At 64.5% G+C, this 15,429-nt stretch carries 17 protein-coding genes and 1 pseudogene; 10 read left to right on the forward strand and 8 right to left on the reverse strand.

Going from position 1 to position 15,429, the window contains the following annotated elements:
* Positions 1-59 precede the first annotated feature (59 nt).
* The 8 genes and pseudogenes from NMQ03_RS09045 to NMQ03_RS09075 all read left to right on the forward strand — a co-directional run bounded on the left by NMQ03_RS09045 (position 60) and on the right by NMQ03_RS09075 (position 8,433).
* Positions 60-1,001 (forward strand): ABC transporter permease, encoded by a 942-nt coding sequence (locus tag NMQ03_RS09045; protein ID WP_255175276.1) that lies wholly within the window; start codon positions 60-62, stop codon positions 999-1,001.
* Entirely contained in the window at positions 998-1,777 is a 780-nt protein-coding gene (locus tag NMQ03_RS09050; protein ID WP_255175277.1) for an ABC transporter permease, read from the forward strand. Before NMQ03_RS09045 ends, NMQ03_RS09050 begins: the two co-directional genes overlap by 4 nt.
* A gap of 51 nt (positions 1,778-1,828) precedes the next feature.
* Entirely contained in the window at positions 1,829-2,845 is a 1,017-nt protein-coding gene (locus tag NMQ03_RS09055) for an ABC transporter ATP-binding protein (RefSeq protein ID WP_255175278.1), read from the forward strand.
* The gene (locus tag NMQ03_RS09060) at positions 2,842-3,702 is read left to right on the forward strand and encodes an ATP-binding cassette domain-containing protein (RefSeq protein WP_255175279.1); all 861 of its coding nucleotides are present in this window, start codon (positions 2,842-2,844) and stop codon (positions 3,700-3,702) included. Before NMQ03_RS09055 ends, NMQ03_RS09060 begins: the two co-directional genes overlap by 4 nt.
* Before the next feature lie 44 nt (positions 3,703-3,746).
* On the forward strand, positions 3,747-6,227 hold the full coding sequence (locus NMQ03_RS09065; RefSeq protein ID WP_255175280.1) for a beta-glucosidase: 2,481 nt from the start codon (positions 3,747-3,749) through the stop codon (positions 6,225-6,227).
* A gap of 305 nt (positions 6,228-6,532) precedes the next feature.
* A pseudogene (locus NMQ03_RS21160) lies at positions 6,533-7,068 on the forward strand (alpha/beta hydrolase fold domain-containing protein); the annotation flags it as partial.
* Positions 7,069-7,095: 27 nt separating this feature from the next.
* On the forward strand, positions 7,096-7,242 hold the full coding sequence (locus NMQ03_RS09070; protein ID WP_255175281.1) for a hypothetical protein: 147 nt from the start codon (positions 7,096-7,098) through the stop codon (positions 7,240-7,242).
* Positions 7,243-7,266: 24 nt separating this feature from the next.
* On the forward strand, positions 7,267-8,433 hold the full coding sequence (locus tag NMQ03_RS09075) for a serine hydrolase domain-containing protein (RefSeq protein ID WP_255175282.1): 1,167 nt from the start codon (positions 7,267-7,269) through the stop codon (positions 8,431-8,433).
* Positions 8,434-8,478: 45 nt separating this feature from the next.
* Here the strand turns inward: NMQ03_RS09075 and NMQ03_RS09080 are convergent, their stop codons facing one another.
* The 4 genes from NMQ03_RS09080 to NMQ03_RS09095 form a co-directional block, all read right to left on the reverse strand.
* Positions 8,479-8,835: a luciferase family protein gene (locus NMQ03_RS09080; protein WP_255175283.1), complete on the reverse strand. Its 357-nt coding sequence runs from the start codon at positions 8,833-8,835 to the stop codon at positions 8,479-8,481.
* Entirely contained in the window at positions 8,823-9,647 is an 825-nt protein-coding gene (locus tag NMQ03_RS09085; RefSeq protein ID WP_255175284.1) for an alpha/beta hydrolase, read from the reverse strand. Before NMQ03_RS09085 ends, NMQ03_RS09080 begins: the two co-directional genes overlap by 13 nt.
* Positions 9,644-10,168 carry a VOC family protein gene (locus NMQ03_RS09090; RefSeq protein ID WP_255175285.1) on the reverse strand — a complete coding sequence of 175 codons (525 nt, stop codon included), beginning with the start codon at positions 10,166-10,168 and terminating at the stop codon, positions 9,644-9,646. The genes NMQ03_RS09085 and NMQ03_RS09090 overlap by 4 nt, the downstream gene beginning before the upstream one ends.
* Positions 10,169-10,280: 112 nt before the next feature.
* Complete coding sequence (locus NMQ03_RS09095) at positions 10,281-10,856, reverse strand: NADPH-dependent F420 reductase (protein WP_255175286.1); 576 nt, start codon at positions 10,854-10,856, stop codon at positions 10,281-10,283.
* Positions 10,857-10,958: 102 nt separating this feature from the next.
* On the opposite strand from NMQ03_RS09095, the gene NMQ03_RS09100 reads away from it, so the two are divergent.
* A complete protein-coding gene (locus tag NMQ03_RS09100; protein ID WP_255175287.1) occupies positions 10,959-11,456 on the forward strand; it encodes a MarR family winged helix-turn-helix transcriptional regulator in 498 nt (165 codons plus the stop codon).
* Between the two features lie 151 nt (positions 11,457-11,607).
* Positions 11,608-12,060, forward strand: coding sequence for a DoxX family protein (locus tag NMQ03_RS09105; RefSeq protein ID WP_255175288.1), 453 nt, complete (start codon positions 11,608-11,610; stop codon positions 12,058-12,060).
* A 75-nt stretch (positions 12,061-12,135) separates the two neighbouring features.
* Here NMQ03_RS09105 and NMQ03_RS09110 read toward each other — a convergent pair whose 3' ends face one another.
* From NMQ03_RS09110 to NMQ03_RS09125, 4 genes are read right to left on the reverse strand one after another with little or no spacing between them, the layout of a single operon-like run.
* A complete protein-coding gene (locus NMQ03_RS09110; protein ID WP_255175571.1) occupies positions 12,136-12,705 on the reverse strand; it encodes an adenylate kinase in 570 nt (189 codons plus the stop codon).
* Between the two features lie 26 nt (positions 12,706-12,731).
* A complete protein-coding gene (locus tag NMQ03_RS09115; RefSeq protein WP_255175289.1) occupies positions 12,732-13,481 on the reverse strand; it encodes a maleylpyruvate isomerase family mycothiol-dependent enzyme in 750 nt (249 codons plus the stop codon).
* Positions 13,481-14,305 carry a fumarylacetoacetate hydrolase family protein gene (locus tag NMQ03_RS09120; protein ID WP_255175290.1) on the reverse strand — a complete coding sequence of 275 codons (825 nt, stop codon included), beginning with the start codon at positions 14,303-14,305 and terminating at the stop codon, positions 13,481-13,483. The genes NMQ03_RS09115 and NMQ03_RS09120 overlap by 1 nt, the downstream gene beginning before the upstream one ends.
* Positions 14,305-15,426, reverse strand: coding sequence for a cupin domain-containing protein (locus NMQ03_RS09125; protein WP_255175291.1), 1,122 nt, complete (start codon positions 15,424-15,426; stop codon positions 14,305-14,307). The genes NMQ03_RS09120 and NMQ03_RS09125 overlap by 1 nt, the downstream gene beginning before the upstream one ends.
* Between the last annotated feature and the right edge of the window lie 3 nt (positions 15,427-15,429).

The following is a 15,429-nucleotide window of genomic DNA, read 5'->3' on the forward strand; positions in this document are numbered from 1 at the left end:
CCGGTCCGGCGACATTGCCCGGGCCGGCAACCTCAGCAACGTTTTCAAAGGATTTTCGAATGTACCGATTCGTGCTGAAGCGCCTGGTTTCCGGCGTCCTCCTGCTGTTCGTCATCACCACGGTCGCCTACCTGCTGCTGTACTCAGGCAGCGGCGACATCGCCCGCCGCATCGTGGGCCCCACCGCCACGGACGCCCAAGTTGCCATGAAGGCAAGCCAGCTGGGTCTCGACCGTCCCCTCGTTGTCCAGTACTGGGACTGGATTACCGGAGCCGTCACCGGCGAACTCGGCCGCTCCTGGTTCAATGGCCAGCTCGTCAGCACCGGTGTCAGCAGCAGGGTTTGGGTCACGCTTTCCCTCGTCCTCGGCGCCACCATCGTCGCTGCGTTTATCTCGGTAGTCGTGGCTGTTTGGGCAGCAGTCCGCCGCGGCTGGATCGACCGCGTAGTCCAGTTCGTGGGTGTCCTCGGCTTCGCTATCCCCGGGTTCCTGATCGCGCTGGGTCTGGTCTCCCTGTTCGCGCTCAACCTCAAGTGGTTCAAGGCCACAGGGTATGTGCCCATTACGACGTCGTTCGGCGGCTGGGCGGCGACGGTCACCTTGCCGATCATCGCCCTCTCCATCGGATGCGTCGCCGCCGTGGTGCAGCAGATCCGCGGTTCACTGATTGATGCGCTCCGCAAGGACTACGTTCGCACGCTGCGCGCCCGCGGATTGTCCTTCAACCGCGTTGTCTATAAGCACGTGCTGCGCAACGCGGGCGGACCGGCCTTGGCTGTACTTGCCGTTCAGTTCATTGGACTGCTGGGGGGCGCCGTCATCGTGGAACAGATCTTTGCCCTGCCCGGCCTCGGGCAGATCACGGTCGCCGCCACCGGCCAGGGTGACATCCCGGTCGTGATGGGAGTCGTGCTTGCAACCGCTGCCATCGTGGTGACCGTCAACCTCATCATCGACCTGGCCCAGGGCTGGCTCAATCCGAAAGTTCGGCTGTCATGATCGACGCTCCTCCCGCACTGCCCGTCACGGCAGCCAAGATTTCCCTCTTCCGCAAGCTCGTAACACACCCGACAGGTGCGGCATCGCTGCTTGTCCTGTTCCTGGTGGCACTGGCCTCCCTCCTGGCCCCAGTGCTGGCAACGCACGATCCCAACGAGGCCACCCTCAAGGATGTGCTGGCCAAGGCCGGATCCGGGCATCTACTGGGGGCCGACAGCGCCGGACGCGATGTCTTCAGCCGCCTGCTCTTCGTAAGCCAGTTCAGCCTCGCCGGCGCCGTGGTGGCTCTCGCCGTGGCGCTGGTCATCGGCGTCGCGGCTGGGCTCATCGCCGGGTACTACGGCGGCTGGTTCGATGCGGTCTCCTCATGGCTCACCGGACTGTTGATGGCCCTGCCGGGAATGGTGGTCCTGCTGGCGGCCCGCGCAGTAGTTGGCCCCTCCATGTGGTTGTCCATGATGATCTTCGGTGTGCTGCTGTCGCCGGCTTTCTTCCGGCTTGTCTATGCGTCCGTTACCGCAGTCCGCAACGAACTTTATGTGGACGCGGCACGGGTTTCCGGCTTAAGCGACTTCAGGATCATCGGCCGCCACATCCTCACCGTGGTCCGGGCACCGGTCATCATCCAGTCAGCCATGGTCTTGGGCATCGCCATCGCCATCCAGGCCGGACTGGAATTCCTGGGGCTGGGCGATCGGAGCATCCCCACTTGGGGCAGCATGCTCAACGACGGCTTCATCAACATCTTCAAAGCACCCGCGCTGGTGCTGTGGTAAGCCCTGGTCATCGGTCTTGTCTGCATCGCCCTGACGTTGCTGGCCAACGCCATGCGCGACGAGCTGGAGCGCAGCAGCGGTCCGGTGAAGAAGGGCCGCAAGGCCGCGGCAGCGACTGCAGCAGCCGACGCCGAAGGTGCCGCCGGGAAGCGCGGGGACGCCGCCGTCGTCCATCCCGAAGAGCCGGGCACAGACACGGGCGAATTGCTGCTGGAAGTCACGGACCTCGGAGTCGGCTACGACCAGCCCGACGGGTCCACCACCCACGTGGTGAACCACGTGGGCCTGACAGTCCGGCGCGGTGAGGTGCACGGCCTGGTCGGCGAATCTGGTTCCGGCAAGACACAGACTGCGTTCTCCATCCTCCGGCTCCTGCCCCAGGACGGGCGCATCACAGGTGGTTCCATTTTCTTTGAGGGCAAGGATCTGGCGCACCTCTCCGAGAAGGAGATGACCAAGGTACGCGGGAAGCGCATCGCGTACATCCCGCAGGAACCCATGTCCAACCTGGACGGCGCGTTCACCATCGGCAGCCAGTTAATGGAACCCATGCGGGTGTGCCTGGGCATCTCCAAGGCTGAAGCCCGCAAACGTGCCCTGGTGCTGCTGGCGAAGGTGGGCATCCCCAACCCGGAACGGACCTTCAACTCCTACCCGCACCAGATCTCCGGCGGCATGGCCCAGCGCGTCCTGATCGCCGGCGCCGTGTCCTGCAATCCGGACCTGCTGATCGCCGACGAACCCACCACCGCCCTGGACGTCACGGTGCAGGCCGAAGTGCTGAACCTGCTTCGCGAGCTCCAGGATGAACTGAACATGGGCGTCATCCTGGTGACCCACAACTTCGGGGTGGTTGCCGACCTCTGCGATCGCGTCTCCGTGATGCAGACCGGCCGCGTCGTGGAAACCGGTCCTGTCCGGGCAATCTTCAACGATGCCCAGCACCCGTACACCCGCCAGCTGCTAGACGCGATCCTCGAAGACACCGCCCCCCGCGGGCAGTACATCCCGGCCACCGGCACAGCGCAGTTAGCCAAGCCCCAGGAATTGAAAGGAGTGACGTCATGACCGACACCCTGCTCGACGTCAAGGACGTCGTCGTCGAATATCCGCTCAAGGGCTTCCGGAAGGAACCGTTCAAGGCGCTCAAGGGCGTCTCCCTTGACATCCGGCCGGGTGAGACTGTGGGCCTCGTAGGGGAGTCCGGCTCGGGCAAGACCACCTTGGGCCGCGCCGTGTTGGGGCTGGCGCCCGTTACCGGCGGCAGCATCAAATACCGCGGCGAGGAGATCTCCAAGGCCCCCCGCGCCCAGCGCAAGGAACTCAGCAATGAGATCCAGGTGGTTTTCCAGGACCCGTACACATCGCTGAACCCCTCCATGACCATCGAGCAGATCCTCACCGAACCGCTCACCGTCCGCAAAGTGGACCGCAAGGCGGCCAACCAGCGCGTGGCCGAACTGCTGGACCAGGTCCGGCTGCCGCACGGCGCCGCGCACCGGCTGCCGCGGGAATTCTCCGGCGGACAGCGCCAGCGCGTCGCCATCGCCAGGGCCCTCGCCCTGGATCCAAAGCTCATCGTCTGCGACGAGCCCGTGTCCGCCCTGGACCTCTCCACGCAGGCCCGCGTCATGGAACTCTTCATCGAGATCCAGGAACTCACCGGTGTCGCCTACCTCTTCGTCTCCCACGACCTCGCCGTGGTGCGGCACCTCAGCCACCGCGTTGCCGTGATGTACCACGGCGAGATCGTCGAATGGGGCGACGGCGATCAGGTCACCGGAGCACCTGAACACCCCTACACGCAGCGGCTGTTCATGGCCGCTCCGATTCCCGATCCCGACCGTCAGGCCAAACACCGGGCCGACAGAGTACGCCTCCTGGAACTCCAGCACCAGCAGGACCTCCAGGCCGGCGTAGCCTGAAAAACAGCAAGAACATCAACGCAAGAACAGCCAAGAAAGCCACCATGGAATTCCTCACCGACGCAGCAAAAACCGACCACAGCACCGACGCACGACTGAAGTCCCTGATGGCTGAACTGACACTTGCGGAAAAGATCCAACTGCTGACGGGACGTGATTTCTGGACTACCTGGCCACTCGAAAAGATCGGGCTGCGGCGCATGCTCTTCTCAGACGGTCCGACGGGCGTCCGCGGTGAAGTCTGGGACGAGCGTGAGCCGTCCATGAACTTTCCATCAGCTGCCGCCATCAGCTCCTCGTGGGATCGGGCCATCGCCGACCGGCTTGGGGCGGCGTCGGCTGTTGAAGCCCGGCGCAAGGGAGTGGACGTGGTCCTGGGGCCGACGATCAACCTGCACCGTTCCCCGCTGGGGGGAAGGCACTTCGAAGCATTCAGTGAAGACCCGGTGCTGACAGCCGAGCTGGCGGCCGCCTACGTGTCAGGTGTGCAGCGCAATGGTGTGGGCGCCACCCCCAAGCACTACGTGGCCAACGATTCTGAAACTGACAGGTTCACCGTCGATGTCAAGGTGGGGGACCGGCCACTGCGGGAGCTTTATCTTCTCGCATTCGAAAAGGCCATCGTTGAATCGAAAGCGTGGCTGGTGATGAGTGCGTACAACTCCATTAACGGCATCACCGCGACCGAAAACGACCTTCTGGAAACCCCCTTGAACAGCGAATGGGGTTTCGACGGCGTGGTCATCAGCGACTGGACTGCAGTCCGCAGCATCGACAGTGCCGCCGCTTCCCAGGACCTCGTTATGCCGGGGCCGGATGGCCCCTGGGGTGAAGCCCTCGTCGTGGCGGTGAAAGCCGACCGGATTCCGGAATCCGCGATCGAGCGGAAGGTGTTGCGGATTCTGCAGCTCGCCGCCCGGGTGGGTGCCCTGGAAGGCTTCGAGGCCGTCCGGCCCGAACCCGCGGACCGGGAGGACCTTGTCGCGTTCGCCCGGGAAGCCTCTATTGCGGGTACCGTGATGGTGAAAAACGACGGCCTGCTTCCACTGGATCCAACCGCGGTCCGAAAGGTTTCGGTCATCGGACACAACGCACGCTACGCCCGCACACAGGGCGGCGGCTCCGCCACGGTGGTTCCCGAAAGAATAGTCACGCCCCTGGACGGGATCCGCGCTGCTTTCGGTCCAGACAACGTCAGTTACACAGTGGGAGCGGTAGTGCAGGAAGGGATCGCGGAATTCCCCCTGGAACAAATCACCAATCCGGTCACCGGAGCCCCCGGCATCAGAGTTCGCTTTTTGGACGCCAACGGTCACGAGCTCTTCACCGAGGACCGACGCTCTACAGCGCTGGTCTGGTTCGGAGGAGACGCACCCATCTCGACAGCATCGACGGTTCAGTTCCACACCATCTACACACCGCACGAGACCGGCACCATTCGGCTCGGCTTCTCCAGCGTGGGGCATGGCCGTATTTTCGTGAATGGCGTACTTGTCCATGACGCCACGGTTGAAGCTGTTGGAACGGACCTGGGGGCCGCATTGCTCGCGCCGCCAGCAGCCTCGGTTCCGGTGGACGTGGTCGAGGGCACCCCACTCAACGTACGGGTAGAACTCACCAGCAAGACGGCAGGGGCACTATCGAACACGCTCGGAATCACGATTGGTACCGAAGCCGACAATGCGGACCCCGACGGCCTCATTACCGCAGCGGTGGAAGCTGCGCGCGCTGCCGACGTTGCGGTCGTCGTAGTGGGCACCAATTCCCGCGTTGAGTCCGAGGGATACGACCGTTCCTCCCTCGAACTCCCCGGCACGCAGGACCGTTTGGTCCACGCCGTGGCGGCTGCCAACCCCCGCACTGTCGTCATCGTGAACTCCGGTTCGCCTGTCCTGATGCCTTGGCGCGACGAAGTAGCGGCGACCTTGATCGGCTACTTCGGCGGTCAAGAGTTCGGCCATGCACTTGCCGACATCCTGACGGGGGAAGCCGAGCCCGGGGGCCGACTGCCCACCACATGGCCCGCACGCCGGGAGGACGTGCCCGTCATCAATGTCACGCCCGAGGCCGACGGGACCCTCACCTACGACGAAGGGATCCATATCGGCTACCGTGCCTGGCTCAAGGCCGAAAGGACGCCGACATACGAATTTGGGTACGGGCTTGGCTACACGCACTGGAACCTGGATTCCGTGGATGCCCCGGCCACAGCCACGGCGGATACAGCTCTTCCAGTCACCATCGCACTTACGAATAGCGGCGCCCGCGCCGGCAAGAACGTCGTGCAGGTATACGCGGAAAGGCCAGACTCCGCCGTCGACCGCCCTATCCGATGGCTTGTCGCCTCCGTTCCTGTATGGGCAGAAGCCGTCGAAACCGTTACAGCCAGTGTGGACGTCCCCACCCGGCTCCTTGCGTACTGGGACAACGGCTGGACCTACGAGCCGGGCATGTACACCCTCCGCATCGGCACCTCCGTCAACGAACTCCCGCTGCAGGCAACGCTGGAACTTGTCCAGGACTAGGGCCCCTCAAGAGAAGGAACGACAAAGACATGGCCGATACAGGCACGCAAGTCCCGAGTACATCAATGGTAAGCCAGCTGATCCGCGGCCTGGAGCTGAACGGGCCCTTCCCGGACCCCAGAACTGACACAGACCACCAGTCACTTGTGTCCATCTATCCGGAGTTGGTCGCTGTATCTGCAGTCGACATTGATGTCCCGACCCCCGAGGGCCGGGTCCCCGGACGCCTGTACCGTTGTCCCGGCGAAGCCCTGGCTGGACTCGTCTGGGTCCACGGTGGGGCCTTCATTGCCGGCGACCTGGACATGCCCGAGGCGCACTGGGTCAGCCTCTACCTCGCCTCGCACGGAATTTCAGTGCTGTCACTGGACTATCGCAAGGCCCTTCACGGCGTGAAGTATCCGGCCCCGTCAAACGACGTACTCGCCGGTTGGCGCTGGGCAAGTGAGAATCTTGAATCTCTGGGGTTGCAGACTGTGGGAGACCTTCATCTTGGCGGGGCAAGCGCCGGCGCCGCGCTGACTGCCGCGCTGACGGGACGGCTGAGGGACGAATCCGGGCAGATGCCTGCTTCCTTGCTGCTCGCATACCCTCTCGTCCACGCCGAGCTTCCCCCGCTCAACGAGGATCTGCGCGGGAAGATGGCCGGCGTTCCCGCTGACCTTGCCTTCGGGCCGGACTTCATCCGGGACATCAACCTGAATTTCGCCGGCAGTGAGGACACGTTCAAGGACGCGCATGCGTTCGCCGGGGAGGGCGACGTCAAGGGTTTTCCCCCGTCTACATCATCAATTCCGAATCTGACACCCTGCGCGCCTCAGGGGAACTCTTCGCAGCCCAACTGGAAGCCGCAGGAGTGCCAGTCCGCATGGAGATGGAACCGGACAGCATGCACGGACACCTGGACCATCCCCACACAGGACCAGCCAAACACTCCGTTGAGCAAATGCTCGCCTGGCTCCGCGGTGCCGCCGGGACGGCAGCACCGGGCAGCCAGTCGCCGGTCCACCACTAGTTTCCAAGGAAAGGTCCGAAGCATATGTCAGCCGTCACGGCTCCTGCCAAAAGCCAGTCCACAGGCACCGTCGCACCCGGGTTCGAGGACGTACAGGCCCAGTTTGATGCCTATCTCGCCGAGGACCTCAATTACAGCGCCCAGCTGGCCGTGTACTGGAAGGACCACCTCGTGGTTGATCTGGTCGGTGGAGACGGCCTGGAACGCGACACGTTGACGGGAACGTTCTCGGCGACAAAAGGCGTCGCCGCAATAGCCCTGGCGACGCTGGTCAGCTCAGGACAGCTGGACCTTGATCAAACGGTGGTTCACTATTGGCCGGAATTTGGCGCCAACGGAAAAGAACGGGTGCTTGTCCGCGAGCTCTTGTCGCACCAGGCTGGACTGATCAACGTGGACGCGGGGCTGGAAACCGCGGACATACTGGACTCCCGCCGCGCGGCACCCAAACTCGCGACGCAACGGCCGTACTGGCGCCCGGGATCAAGCTTCGGTTATCACGGCCTGACCATCGGATCCGTCATCGAGGAACTGGTGCGGCGGATTACGGGCCTGACCTTGCAGGAACTCTACGAGAACACCGTCCGCGCACCCCGGGACATTGACTTTTGGCTCGGCCTGCCGGAATCAGAAGAGGATCGGTTCGAAGCAGTACGTCCCGCGCAACCTACGACCGAACAGCTTGAAATCATGTCCGCAAGCCAGATGTCGCCGGATGGTCTTGGCGCCCTGATGTTCAACGGTGTCAACAGCCTTGTACCGCCAAACCTGGGTCCCTACTCACCCAATCGCCGCGAAGTGCGGGCGGCTGGCCCTGCCGCAGTTGGCGGTATCGGATCGGCAAGGGGGCTGGCGCAGGTTTACGCAGCAGCCATTGGCCTGACGGGGGATGCCCTCGTAGACTCCGATACTGTTGCGGCAATGGGGCAGCAGCAGGTGTGGGGAGTGGACAGGGTCCTGAATTTCCCGGCGTCGTTCGGTGTCGTTTTCATGAAGCCCCACCCAGGCTCTGATTTTGGCAGCTACCAGGCGTTTGGCCATGATGGTGCCGGTGGGGCGCTCGGGTACGCTGACCCGCTGTACGGCATCAGCTTTGGCTATATCCCGCTCCAGATGCAACTGCCGGGCGGCGCGGATGCCAGGGCGATCCACCTCTCGCAAACCGTGAGGGCTGCTGTCCGCCAGAGCTAGGCGCAAGGGAGCCATGGCCGTCTCTGGCCATGGCTCCGCGGAATGTCAGGCGTTCCCGCTGCCTGCGGGGAGCGTGGCGTAGGCGTGGCTTGTCTGCAGGATTCCGGTGACGACATCAAGCTCAGCGTCGTTCCGTGGTCCATAGATCATGACCATTCCCCGGGCAAGCCGGATCCCGGCCAGGGGATGAGCCACGCCCCAACCTTTGGCTATGGCCTCGCGGGCAAGGGCCGGAGGCAGGGCCGTATGCAGTGATCCATCGTACTCGGGGTGGAGGTGCGCAAACTCTCCGGCCTGTGGAACGAGGAATGCGTCAAGCGGCGCCCGTGCGTCGCGTTCGACCATGAACCCGGATGCACCGGGCACGGAGATGGCTGACTGGCGTGCAGTTACCCCGGGCAAGGCGAGGACACGGTCCAGGAGCCGCTCCCGGACGTGGCGCGGGCTATTGTCGGAGCGCTGCTCCTGCGGTATCGACCAGGAAACATCGGGGCGAGCGCCGGAACGAACCGGGAGCGCGCCGTCGGGAAAGGCGTTCCAGGTGCCATCGTCGGACGGCAGAGTGCCGCGGGAGGCGAGGAAGTGCAAACGCTCCGCGATCCAGCCGCCAAGCTCCGCAACAGTGTCATTGGTGAGGCCGTGGCCGCCAAGCCGGGATCGCGGCGGGCGTAGCTGGGTGCGCCGGAATCACCGAGCAGGTAGGTCCACGTTCGGTCCAGGAGCTCGCGGGGGATGACAGTGTCGGTCTCGCCTTGGGCAACGAAAACCGGCACCCCGGCCAAGCGGGCAGGTGAAGTTGGGACGCCGGCGTCGAACGGTAATGTTCCGTTGAGGATGGCAGCGCCTGCGAAACGCTGTGGATCGGACAGGAGCAGACCTCCTGCAAAGGCTGCGCCGCCGCTGAAGCCGACGAGTATCACCTGGCGACCCGGAGGTGCCACGTTGTCGAGCCACTTGCGGAACCAAGCCATCGTCTGATTGAGGGACTCCGCCACCGGACGGCCGATTCCACGGTTGGCAAACCAGGCGTAGCCCCCTCCGGCCGGAATCGGTGCGCGGACAGCGGCATACGACGGGCCCGCTGGCAAGTGTCCGGCCAAACCGATGATGCCGGTCTCGTCCGCGCCGCGTCCATGCAGCAGCACCACCAGGGGACGGTCGGTGGTGTCAGGGGTGTGCCAGACAACCGTGGGTTCGTCGAAGGCGTTATTCATTGGTTGTCCTCATCAGGATTAGTTTCGGTGATTCGGCCAGCGGTGGGTACACCGGACCATCTGCGCAGTTCGTCGTCGAGCTCCAGCGGCTCAACGGGCGCGGTGTTCGCGTACTCGCCCCAATGCTGGCGGGGAAGCATCCACATAAGTTCGAACTCGTTGCCGTCCGGATCCGCCCCGTAGACGCTTTTCGTGGCCCCGTGGCTGGATTGACCTGTGTACGCGCCGGCTTCTTCCAAGGTCCTTCGGGCTTCCGCTAGCTCTTCGATGGTGTCCAGCTGCCAGGCAAGGTGGTAGAGCCCGACGGCGCCACGCACCTTGGGCGGCGCGGTATCGCCTACCCCGAAGAGGCCGAGGTCGTGGTGGTTACCGGAGCGCGGAAGCCTCAGGAAGGACGCGTTGGCGCGCGGTTCGCGGGCGACGACTTCCATTCCGAAGAGCTGGGTATAAAAGCGTTCGGCCCTGGCAAGGTCGGTGACGAAGAGTACGGCATGGTTCAGCCGGACGGGTGAGACTGGCATCGGAAGGTGGTTCTTTCTCGGTACGGAAGCCGCGCCCGTGGTCCGGGAGCCGGCCTATTAGCCGACCGGTTCCCGGAAAGTACGGTGGTGCGGAGTCGGGTTGACTGCCTGTTTAGGCCTTGACGGCGAAGCCGCCGGTCCAGGCGATCTTTTCACCGGCGGCAAGGGCGATCTGCAGGAAGCCCGTTGCCTCCAGCTCCCGTGCCCGGCGCAGCGATCCGGCGTCGATGGCGCGCAGCCCGGCGGCGGAGATGAGCCCGGCGAGCCGGGTCTTCGCGTCCGCGTCGTCCCCGGCGATCAGCACTGTAGTGGGCTGCCCGGCGATTTCGCCCGAGGCCAGGGTGGCTGCGAAGGTGGTGTTGAACGCCTTCACTACGCTGGAGTTGGGAAGCGCGGCCTGGATCTGGGCGGTGGCTGAGGAATCGGCCGGCACGGTCAGGGAGTCGAAGGTTTCGAAGTTCAGCGGATTCGTGATGTCAACAATGATCTTGCCGGCGAGCTGCTCGCCACGCTGGGCCAGGATCTCCTGCACGGCCGGGTAGGGAACGGCCAGAACGACAATCTCTCCGGTAATGGTCTTGTCGGTGTCCCCGCTGCCGAGGACCTGGACGGTATTGCCGCCCTTCTCTGCGATGCCGGCGATAGCCGAGCCCATGTTGCCTTGTCCGAGGATGCTTACTGCAGTCATAACGGTCTCCTTTGTGTGCAGGCCCCATTGGTTGAGGCTTCAACTAAATAGTAGCGCCCGAAGTTAGTTGTTGCAACAACCAATTTGGGGAAGAATGAAGGCATGGAGACACGATGGCTTACAAGGGATGAATTGGCCGCCTGGGTGCGGCTGTATACGGTGGTCGAGCTGCTGCCGAATGCGCTTGACTCCCAGCTCCGCCGCGACGCGGATCTGACGAACTTCGAGTACTACGTGCTCGCCATGCTTTCGGAAGCTCCGCGGCAGACGCTGAGGATGACAGATCTGGCAGCGCAGACGAGCGCCACGCTGGCGCGCCTGTCCCACGTAGTAAAGCGTCTTGAAGCACGCGGCCTGGTGGAGCGCTTTCCGTGCCCCGAGGATCGGCGTGCAACCAACGCCCGCCTCACCGCCGGGGGGCAGCGCAAAATTGTCGAGACCGCGCCCGGGCATGTGGAAAACGTGCGGCGGAACGTTATCGATGCACTAACTCCGGAGCAGCTCGGTCAGTTGCGGGGGATTGCCGATGCCTTGTTGGAGAAGCTCGACCCTGACGCAGCGATGGCCCCTCTGTACCGCCGGCATGACGGGCCTGAGTGAGTTTGGCTATAGGGGGCGGCGCCAAAGCGGGCCCCGTGAAAATAGTTGACGCGACAAGTAATCTGCCATAGGCTATTACTTGAAACATCAACTTATTCCTTTTGAAGACCGCTACTGCAGGCTTCAGAAGGCGAGAAAAGAGGACCGCACCATGACTTCTCCGATTCAGCCCGCTGCCACCCAGTCCAACATCGCCCGCACAGTCCTGCGCCTCGTTGTGGGCGTTATCTTCTTCGCCCATGGCTGGCAGAAGATCTTCGACTACACCATCCCCGGCACCCAGGCAGCGTTCGCACAGATGGGGGTACCGGCCGCGCAGCTGGTTGCTCCGGCGATCGGCTTCCTGGAACTCCTTGGGGGCGCCGCCATCATTGTCGGCGTGCTGGTTCGTCCCGTGGCCATCCTCCTGGCACTGGACATGCTTGGCGCCCTCTTCCTGGTGCACGCCCCGGCCGGAATCTTCGCTGACAAAGGTGGTTACGAACTCGTACTCGTCCTGGCGGCCGTCGCCGCAGCCCTCGCCATCGTCGGGGCAGGCCGATTCTCCGTCGACGCTTTGCTCTTTGGTCGTAACGGTAACCGTACCCTGGCAGCCCTGGCCTAAGCGGCAGCCAAACTCATAAACGACGAATGGCGCCGGCACCCGCATAAGCGGATGCCGGCGCCATTTCGCTGAAGGCTAGATGGCCTGTACTGCCTTGATGGCCTGCATCACGCGGTTGGTGACCTCGTCGATGCCGCCGACGCCGTCGACCTGGGTGAGTATGCCGCGCTCGGCGTACTTCGCCACCACGGGTTCGGTCTGCTCGTTGTACAGGTCCAGGCGGTGGCGGATGACGGCTTCGTTGTCGTCGCTCCGGCCCGTTTCCTTGGCACGGCCCAGGAGGCGGTGCACCAGCTCTTTGTCGTCGGCGGTGAGCTGCAGGACTACGTCGAGCTTCTCGTCAGCGTCAGCGAGGATCTCGTCCAGGTAGTCCACCTGCGCGGTGGTGCGCGGGTAGCCGTCCAGCAGGAAGCCGTTCTCGACATCGGACTCGTTCAGGCGGTCACGGACCATCATGTTGGTTACGCTGTCCGGGACGAAGTCGCCGTTGTCCATGTACTTCTTTGCCTTGACGCCCAGCGGGGTGCCACTCTTCACGTTGGCACGGAAGATGTCGCCGGTGGAGATGGCCACAACGCCGAGGCGCTCTGAAATCCGCTCCGCCTGCGTTCCTTTTCCTGAACCGGGAGGTCCAATAATCAGCATTCTCGTCATCGCAAAAGCCCCTCGCCCTAGATCCATTTCGGTGCTGCGGGGGTGCCTTCGGTGGTGCCCGGGCCGGTGGCGGTGACGCCGCTGTTGCCGCGGCCGGCGGCCCATTCGGCGACGGCGGGGAGCGGCCCGGTGATGATCGTTGGGTCAGCGGTGCCCGCATCGCCAAACGCCAGGTCCGTACCGTCCACCGTGACGAGGAGTCCGGTGTCGGTGCCGCGCGTGTGCCAGGCGCCGGTGATGTCCTTGATCAGGCGTTCCAGGACCGGTGCGGGGATGTCGCTGAAGCTGGCTCCGTTGTCCAGGTCCACGGCGTGCATCCAGACTTCGCGGGTGCGCATCCAGACGGTTTCTTCGGCGGGGACGGTTCGGCCCTGGGCGGTCTTGACCTTGTGGTGCCAGTTGTCGGCGGGCAGGTCGCGCCATTCGACGTTGAGGTGCACGGCGGAGTGGTCGAAGAGGTGCCGCAGTGCGATGGGGGAGAGGGTGGCGCCGAAGTCGATTTCATGGTTTCGGGCCTCGGGGGAGGGGTACATGGGTGTTTCCACGCCGGTGGCCGCCCATTCCACCAGCCGCGCGATGGCCCGGGCGTTGTAGCCCACGTGCGCTACGACGTGCCGGCGCGTCCACCCCGGAAGGCGGGTGCCGCCGTCGAGCTCTGCATCGGAAAGCTCGTTGAGCTTGCGGGCGAAGAACGCGGTGCCACGCCGCGCCTGCAGGAGGTCTTCCTGCAGGCGCGGGTCTGTGGTTTGGTCGTGGCGGGCGACCATCAGGCTTCCTTGACCACGCGGTTGGTCAGCTGGCCCAGGCCCTCGATGGTGGTGACCAGGACCTGGCCTTCCTGCAGGTAGCGCTTGGGGTCCTGGGCGTGGCCCACGCCGCCGGGGGTGCCGGTGGCGATCACGTCGCCCGGGTTCAGGGTGATGATGGTGGAGATGTAGGAGACCAGGTATTCCGGGGTGAACACCAGGTCCGAGGTGGGGGTGCTCTGCTGGACTTCACCGTCCACGGCGGAGGTCATCAGCGGGCTTACCGTGAACTCGTCCTTGGTGACCAGGGCCGTCCCGAACGGGGTGGACTTCTCCCAGGTCTTGCCCTGCAGCCACTGGATGGTGCGGAACTGGTAGTCGCGCATGGAGACATCGTTGAGCACGGAGTACCCGGCGATGTGCTCAGCGGCTTCGGACTCGGGAATGCGGCGGTAAGCCTTGCCGATGACGACGGCGAGTTCGGCTTCCCAGTCCACGGTGTCCGATTCCTGCGGCAGGGCCAGGTCGTCATTGGGGCCGATCAGGGACTCGGCATACTTGGCGAACAGGGTGGGGTGCTCGGGAACCTCCCGGCCCATTTCCTTGATGTGGTTGCGGTAGTTGTGGCCCACGCAGATGATCTTGCCGGGGGCGGGGACGACGGCGGCGAGGTCGGCGCCGTCCAGGGCATGCGTTGCGCCGTTGCCCGCCTTCGCGGTGGTTTCCCAGTTGGGGTCCTTCAGCAGGGCCCCGACGTCGGAGAACCCCGGGATCTCGGTCAGGGTGTCGCCGTCCTGGCGGACCGCCTTGTTGCCGGCAGGAGTGCGGAGGGTGAGGAGTTTCATTACTTGGTGCGTCCTTCGATGTGGGTGCGGTTGAAGTTCAGGCGCTCAAAGATGGGTGCGTCGCTGAACCGGAACAAATCAAACTCGGATTCGGCCTGCAGGGACCAGGCGGCCCAGGACGGGACCACGAACAGGTCGCCCTTGGCCAGGACCCTGGTTTCGCCGTTCAGGGTCACGGTGCCGGTGCCCTCGAAGACCTGCCAGACACTGGAGCCCACCTCGCGGACCGTCTCGGTCCCGGCGCCGGTGCGGAGCCGGTGGAACTCGGCCCGGATGGTGGGCATGACATCCCCGCCGGTGGTGGGGTTGGTGTACCGGATGGCGGCGTGGCCCTGGGACACTGTGGCGGGGTGGCCCTCGTCCTCGAGGAGGAGCTGTTCGCGCAGGGCGGCGTCGGTGTACTTCCACCGGTAGGCGGCGATGGGGGAGTTGGTGGTGTTTTCCAGGCCGGAGAGCGGGCGCAGCCCGGGGTGGGCCCAGAGCCGCTCGGAACGGGAGATGTCCGGGGTGGCCTCGTCCGTGACGCGCTCGGTGCCGAACTCGAAGAACCCGGCATCGGCGTAGTGCACGAACGGGATGTCCAGCCCATCGATCCAGGCCATGGGCTCATCGGTGTCGTTGTGGTGGCCGTGGAAGTTCCAGCCCGGGGTGAGCAGGAAGTCGCCGCGGGACATCCGGACCGGGTCACCGTTCACCACCGTCCACACGCCCTCACCCTCGACGACGAAACGGAACGCGTTCTGCGAGTGCCGGTGCTCCGGGGCTGTTTCGCGGCCGCCCAGGTACTGGATGGCAGCCCACAGCGTGGGGGTGGCATACGGGGTGCCGCCCAGGCCCGGGTTGGCCAGCGCGATGGCACGGCGTTCCCCGCCGCGACCCACCGGCACCAGGTCCCCGGCACGGGCGGCCAGCGGGTACAGGTCATCCCACCGCCATACATGCGGAACCGCCTTCGGTGACGGGACCATCGGCATCAAATCACCGATCTCCGTCCACAACGGAATCAGGTTCTCTTTATCAAAGTCCCGGTACAACTGCTCAAGCTGGGCAGCCTCCTCCGGCGTGGGCTCAGGCACGGAGTGGCTGGCAGCAACGGATTCATGCGTCAGGTTCTCAGTCATGGC

Origin of the sequence: Arthrobacter sp. DNA4 (genome assembly GCF_024362385.1) — a bacterium.
In the GTDB taxonomy this organism is placed as follows: domain Bacteria; phylum Actinomycetota; class Actinomycetes; order Actinomycetales; family Micrococcaceae; genus Arthrobacter.

Bases quoted from the DNA above. Each gene is read 5' to 3' on its own strand.
- NMQ03_RS09045 (WP_255175276.1), top strand. From the start codon at position 60: ATGTACCGATTCGTGCTGAAGCGCCTGGTTTCCGGCGTCCTCCTGCTG.
- NMQ03_RS09050 (WP_255175277.1), top strand. From the start codon at position 998: ATGATCGACGCTCCTCCCGCACTGCCCGTCACGGCAGCCAAGATTTCC.
- NMQ03_RS09055 (WP_255175278.1), top strand. From the start codon at position 1,829: ATGCGCGACGAGCTGGAGCGCAGCAGCGGTCCGGTGAAGAAGGGCCGC.
- NMQ03_RS09060 (WP_255175279.1), top strand. From the start codon at position 2,842: ATGACCGACACCCTGCTCGACGTCAAGGACGTCGTCGTCGAATATCCG.
- NMQ03_RS09065 (WP_255175280.1), top strand. From the start codon at position 3,747: ATGGAATTCCTCACCGACGCAGCAAAAACCGACCACAGCACCGACGCA.
- NMQ03_RS09070 (WP_255175281.1), top strand. From the start codon at position 7,096: ATGGAGATGGAACCGGACAGCATGCACGGACACCTGGACCATCCCCAC.
- NMQ03_RS09075 (WP_255175282.1), top strand. From the start codon at position 7,267: ATGTCAGCCGTCACGGCTCCTGCCAAAAGCCAGTCCACAGGCACCGTC.
- NMQ03_RS09085 (WP_255175284.1), bottom strand. From the start codon at position 9,647: ATGAATAACGCCTTCGACGAACCCACGGTTGTCTGGCACACCCCTGAC.
- NMQ03_RS09090 (WP_255175285.1), bottom strand. From the start codon at position 10,168: ATGCCAGTCTCACCCGTCCGGCTGAACCATGCCGTACTCTTCGTCACC.
- NMQ03_RS09095 (WP_255175286.1), bottom strand. From the start codon at position 10,856: ATGACTGCAGTAAGCATCCTCGGACAAGGCAACATGGGCTCGGCTATC.
- NMQ03_RS09100 (WP_255175287.1), top strand. From the start codon at position 10,959: ATGGAGACACGATGGCTTACAAGGGATGAATTGGCCGCCTGGGTGCGG.
- NMQ03_RS09105 (WP_255175288.1), top strand. From the start codon at position 11,608: ATGACTTCTCCGATTCAGCCCGCTGCCACCCAGTCCAACATCGCCCGC.
- NMQ03_RS09110 (WP_255175571.1), bottom strand. From the start codon at position 12,705: ATGCTGATTATTGGACCTCCCGGTTCAGGAAAAGGAACGCAGGCGGAG.
- NMQ03_RS09115 (WP_255175289.1), bottom strand. From the start codon at position 13,481: ATGGTCGCCCGCCACGACCAAACCACAGACCCGCGCCTGCAGGAAGAC.
- NMQ03_RS09120 (WP_255175290.1), bottom strand. From the start codon at position 14,305: ATGAAACTCCTCACCCTCCGCACTCCTGCCGGCAACAAGGCGGTCCGC.
- NMQ03_RS09125 (WP_255175291.1), bottom strand. From the start codon at position 15,426: ATGACTGAGAACCTGACGCATGAATCCGTTGCTGCCAGCCACTCCGTG.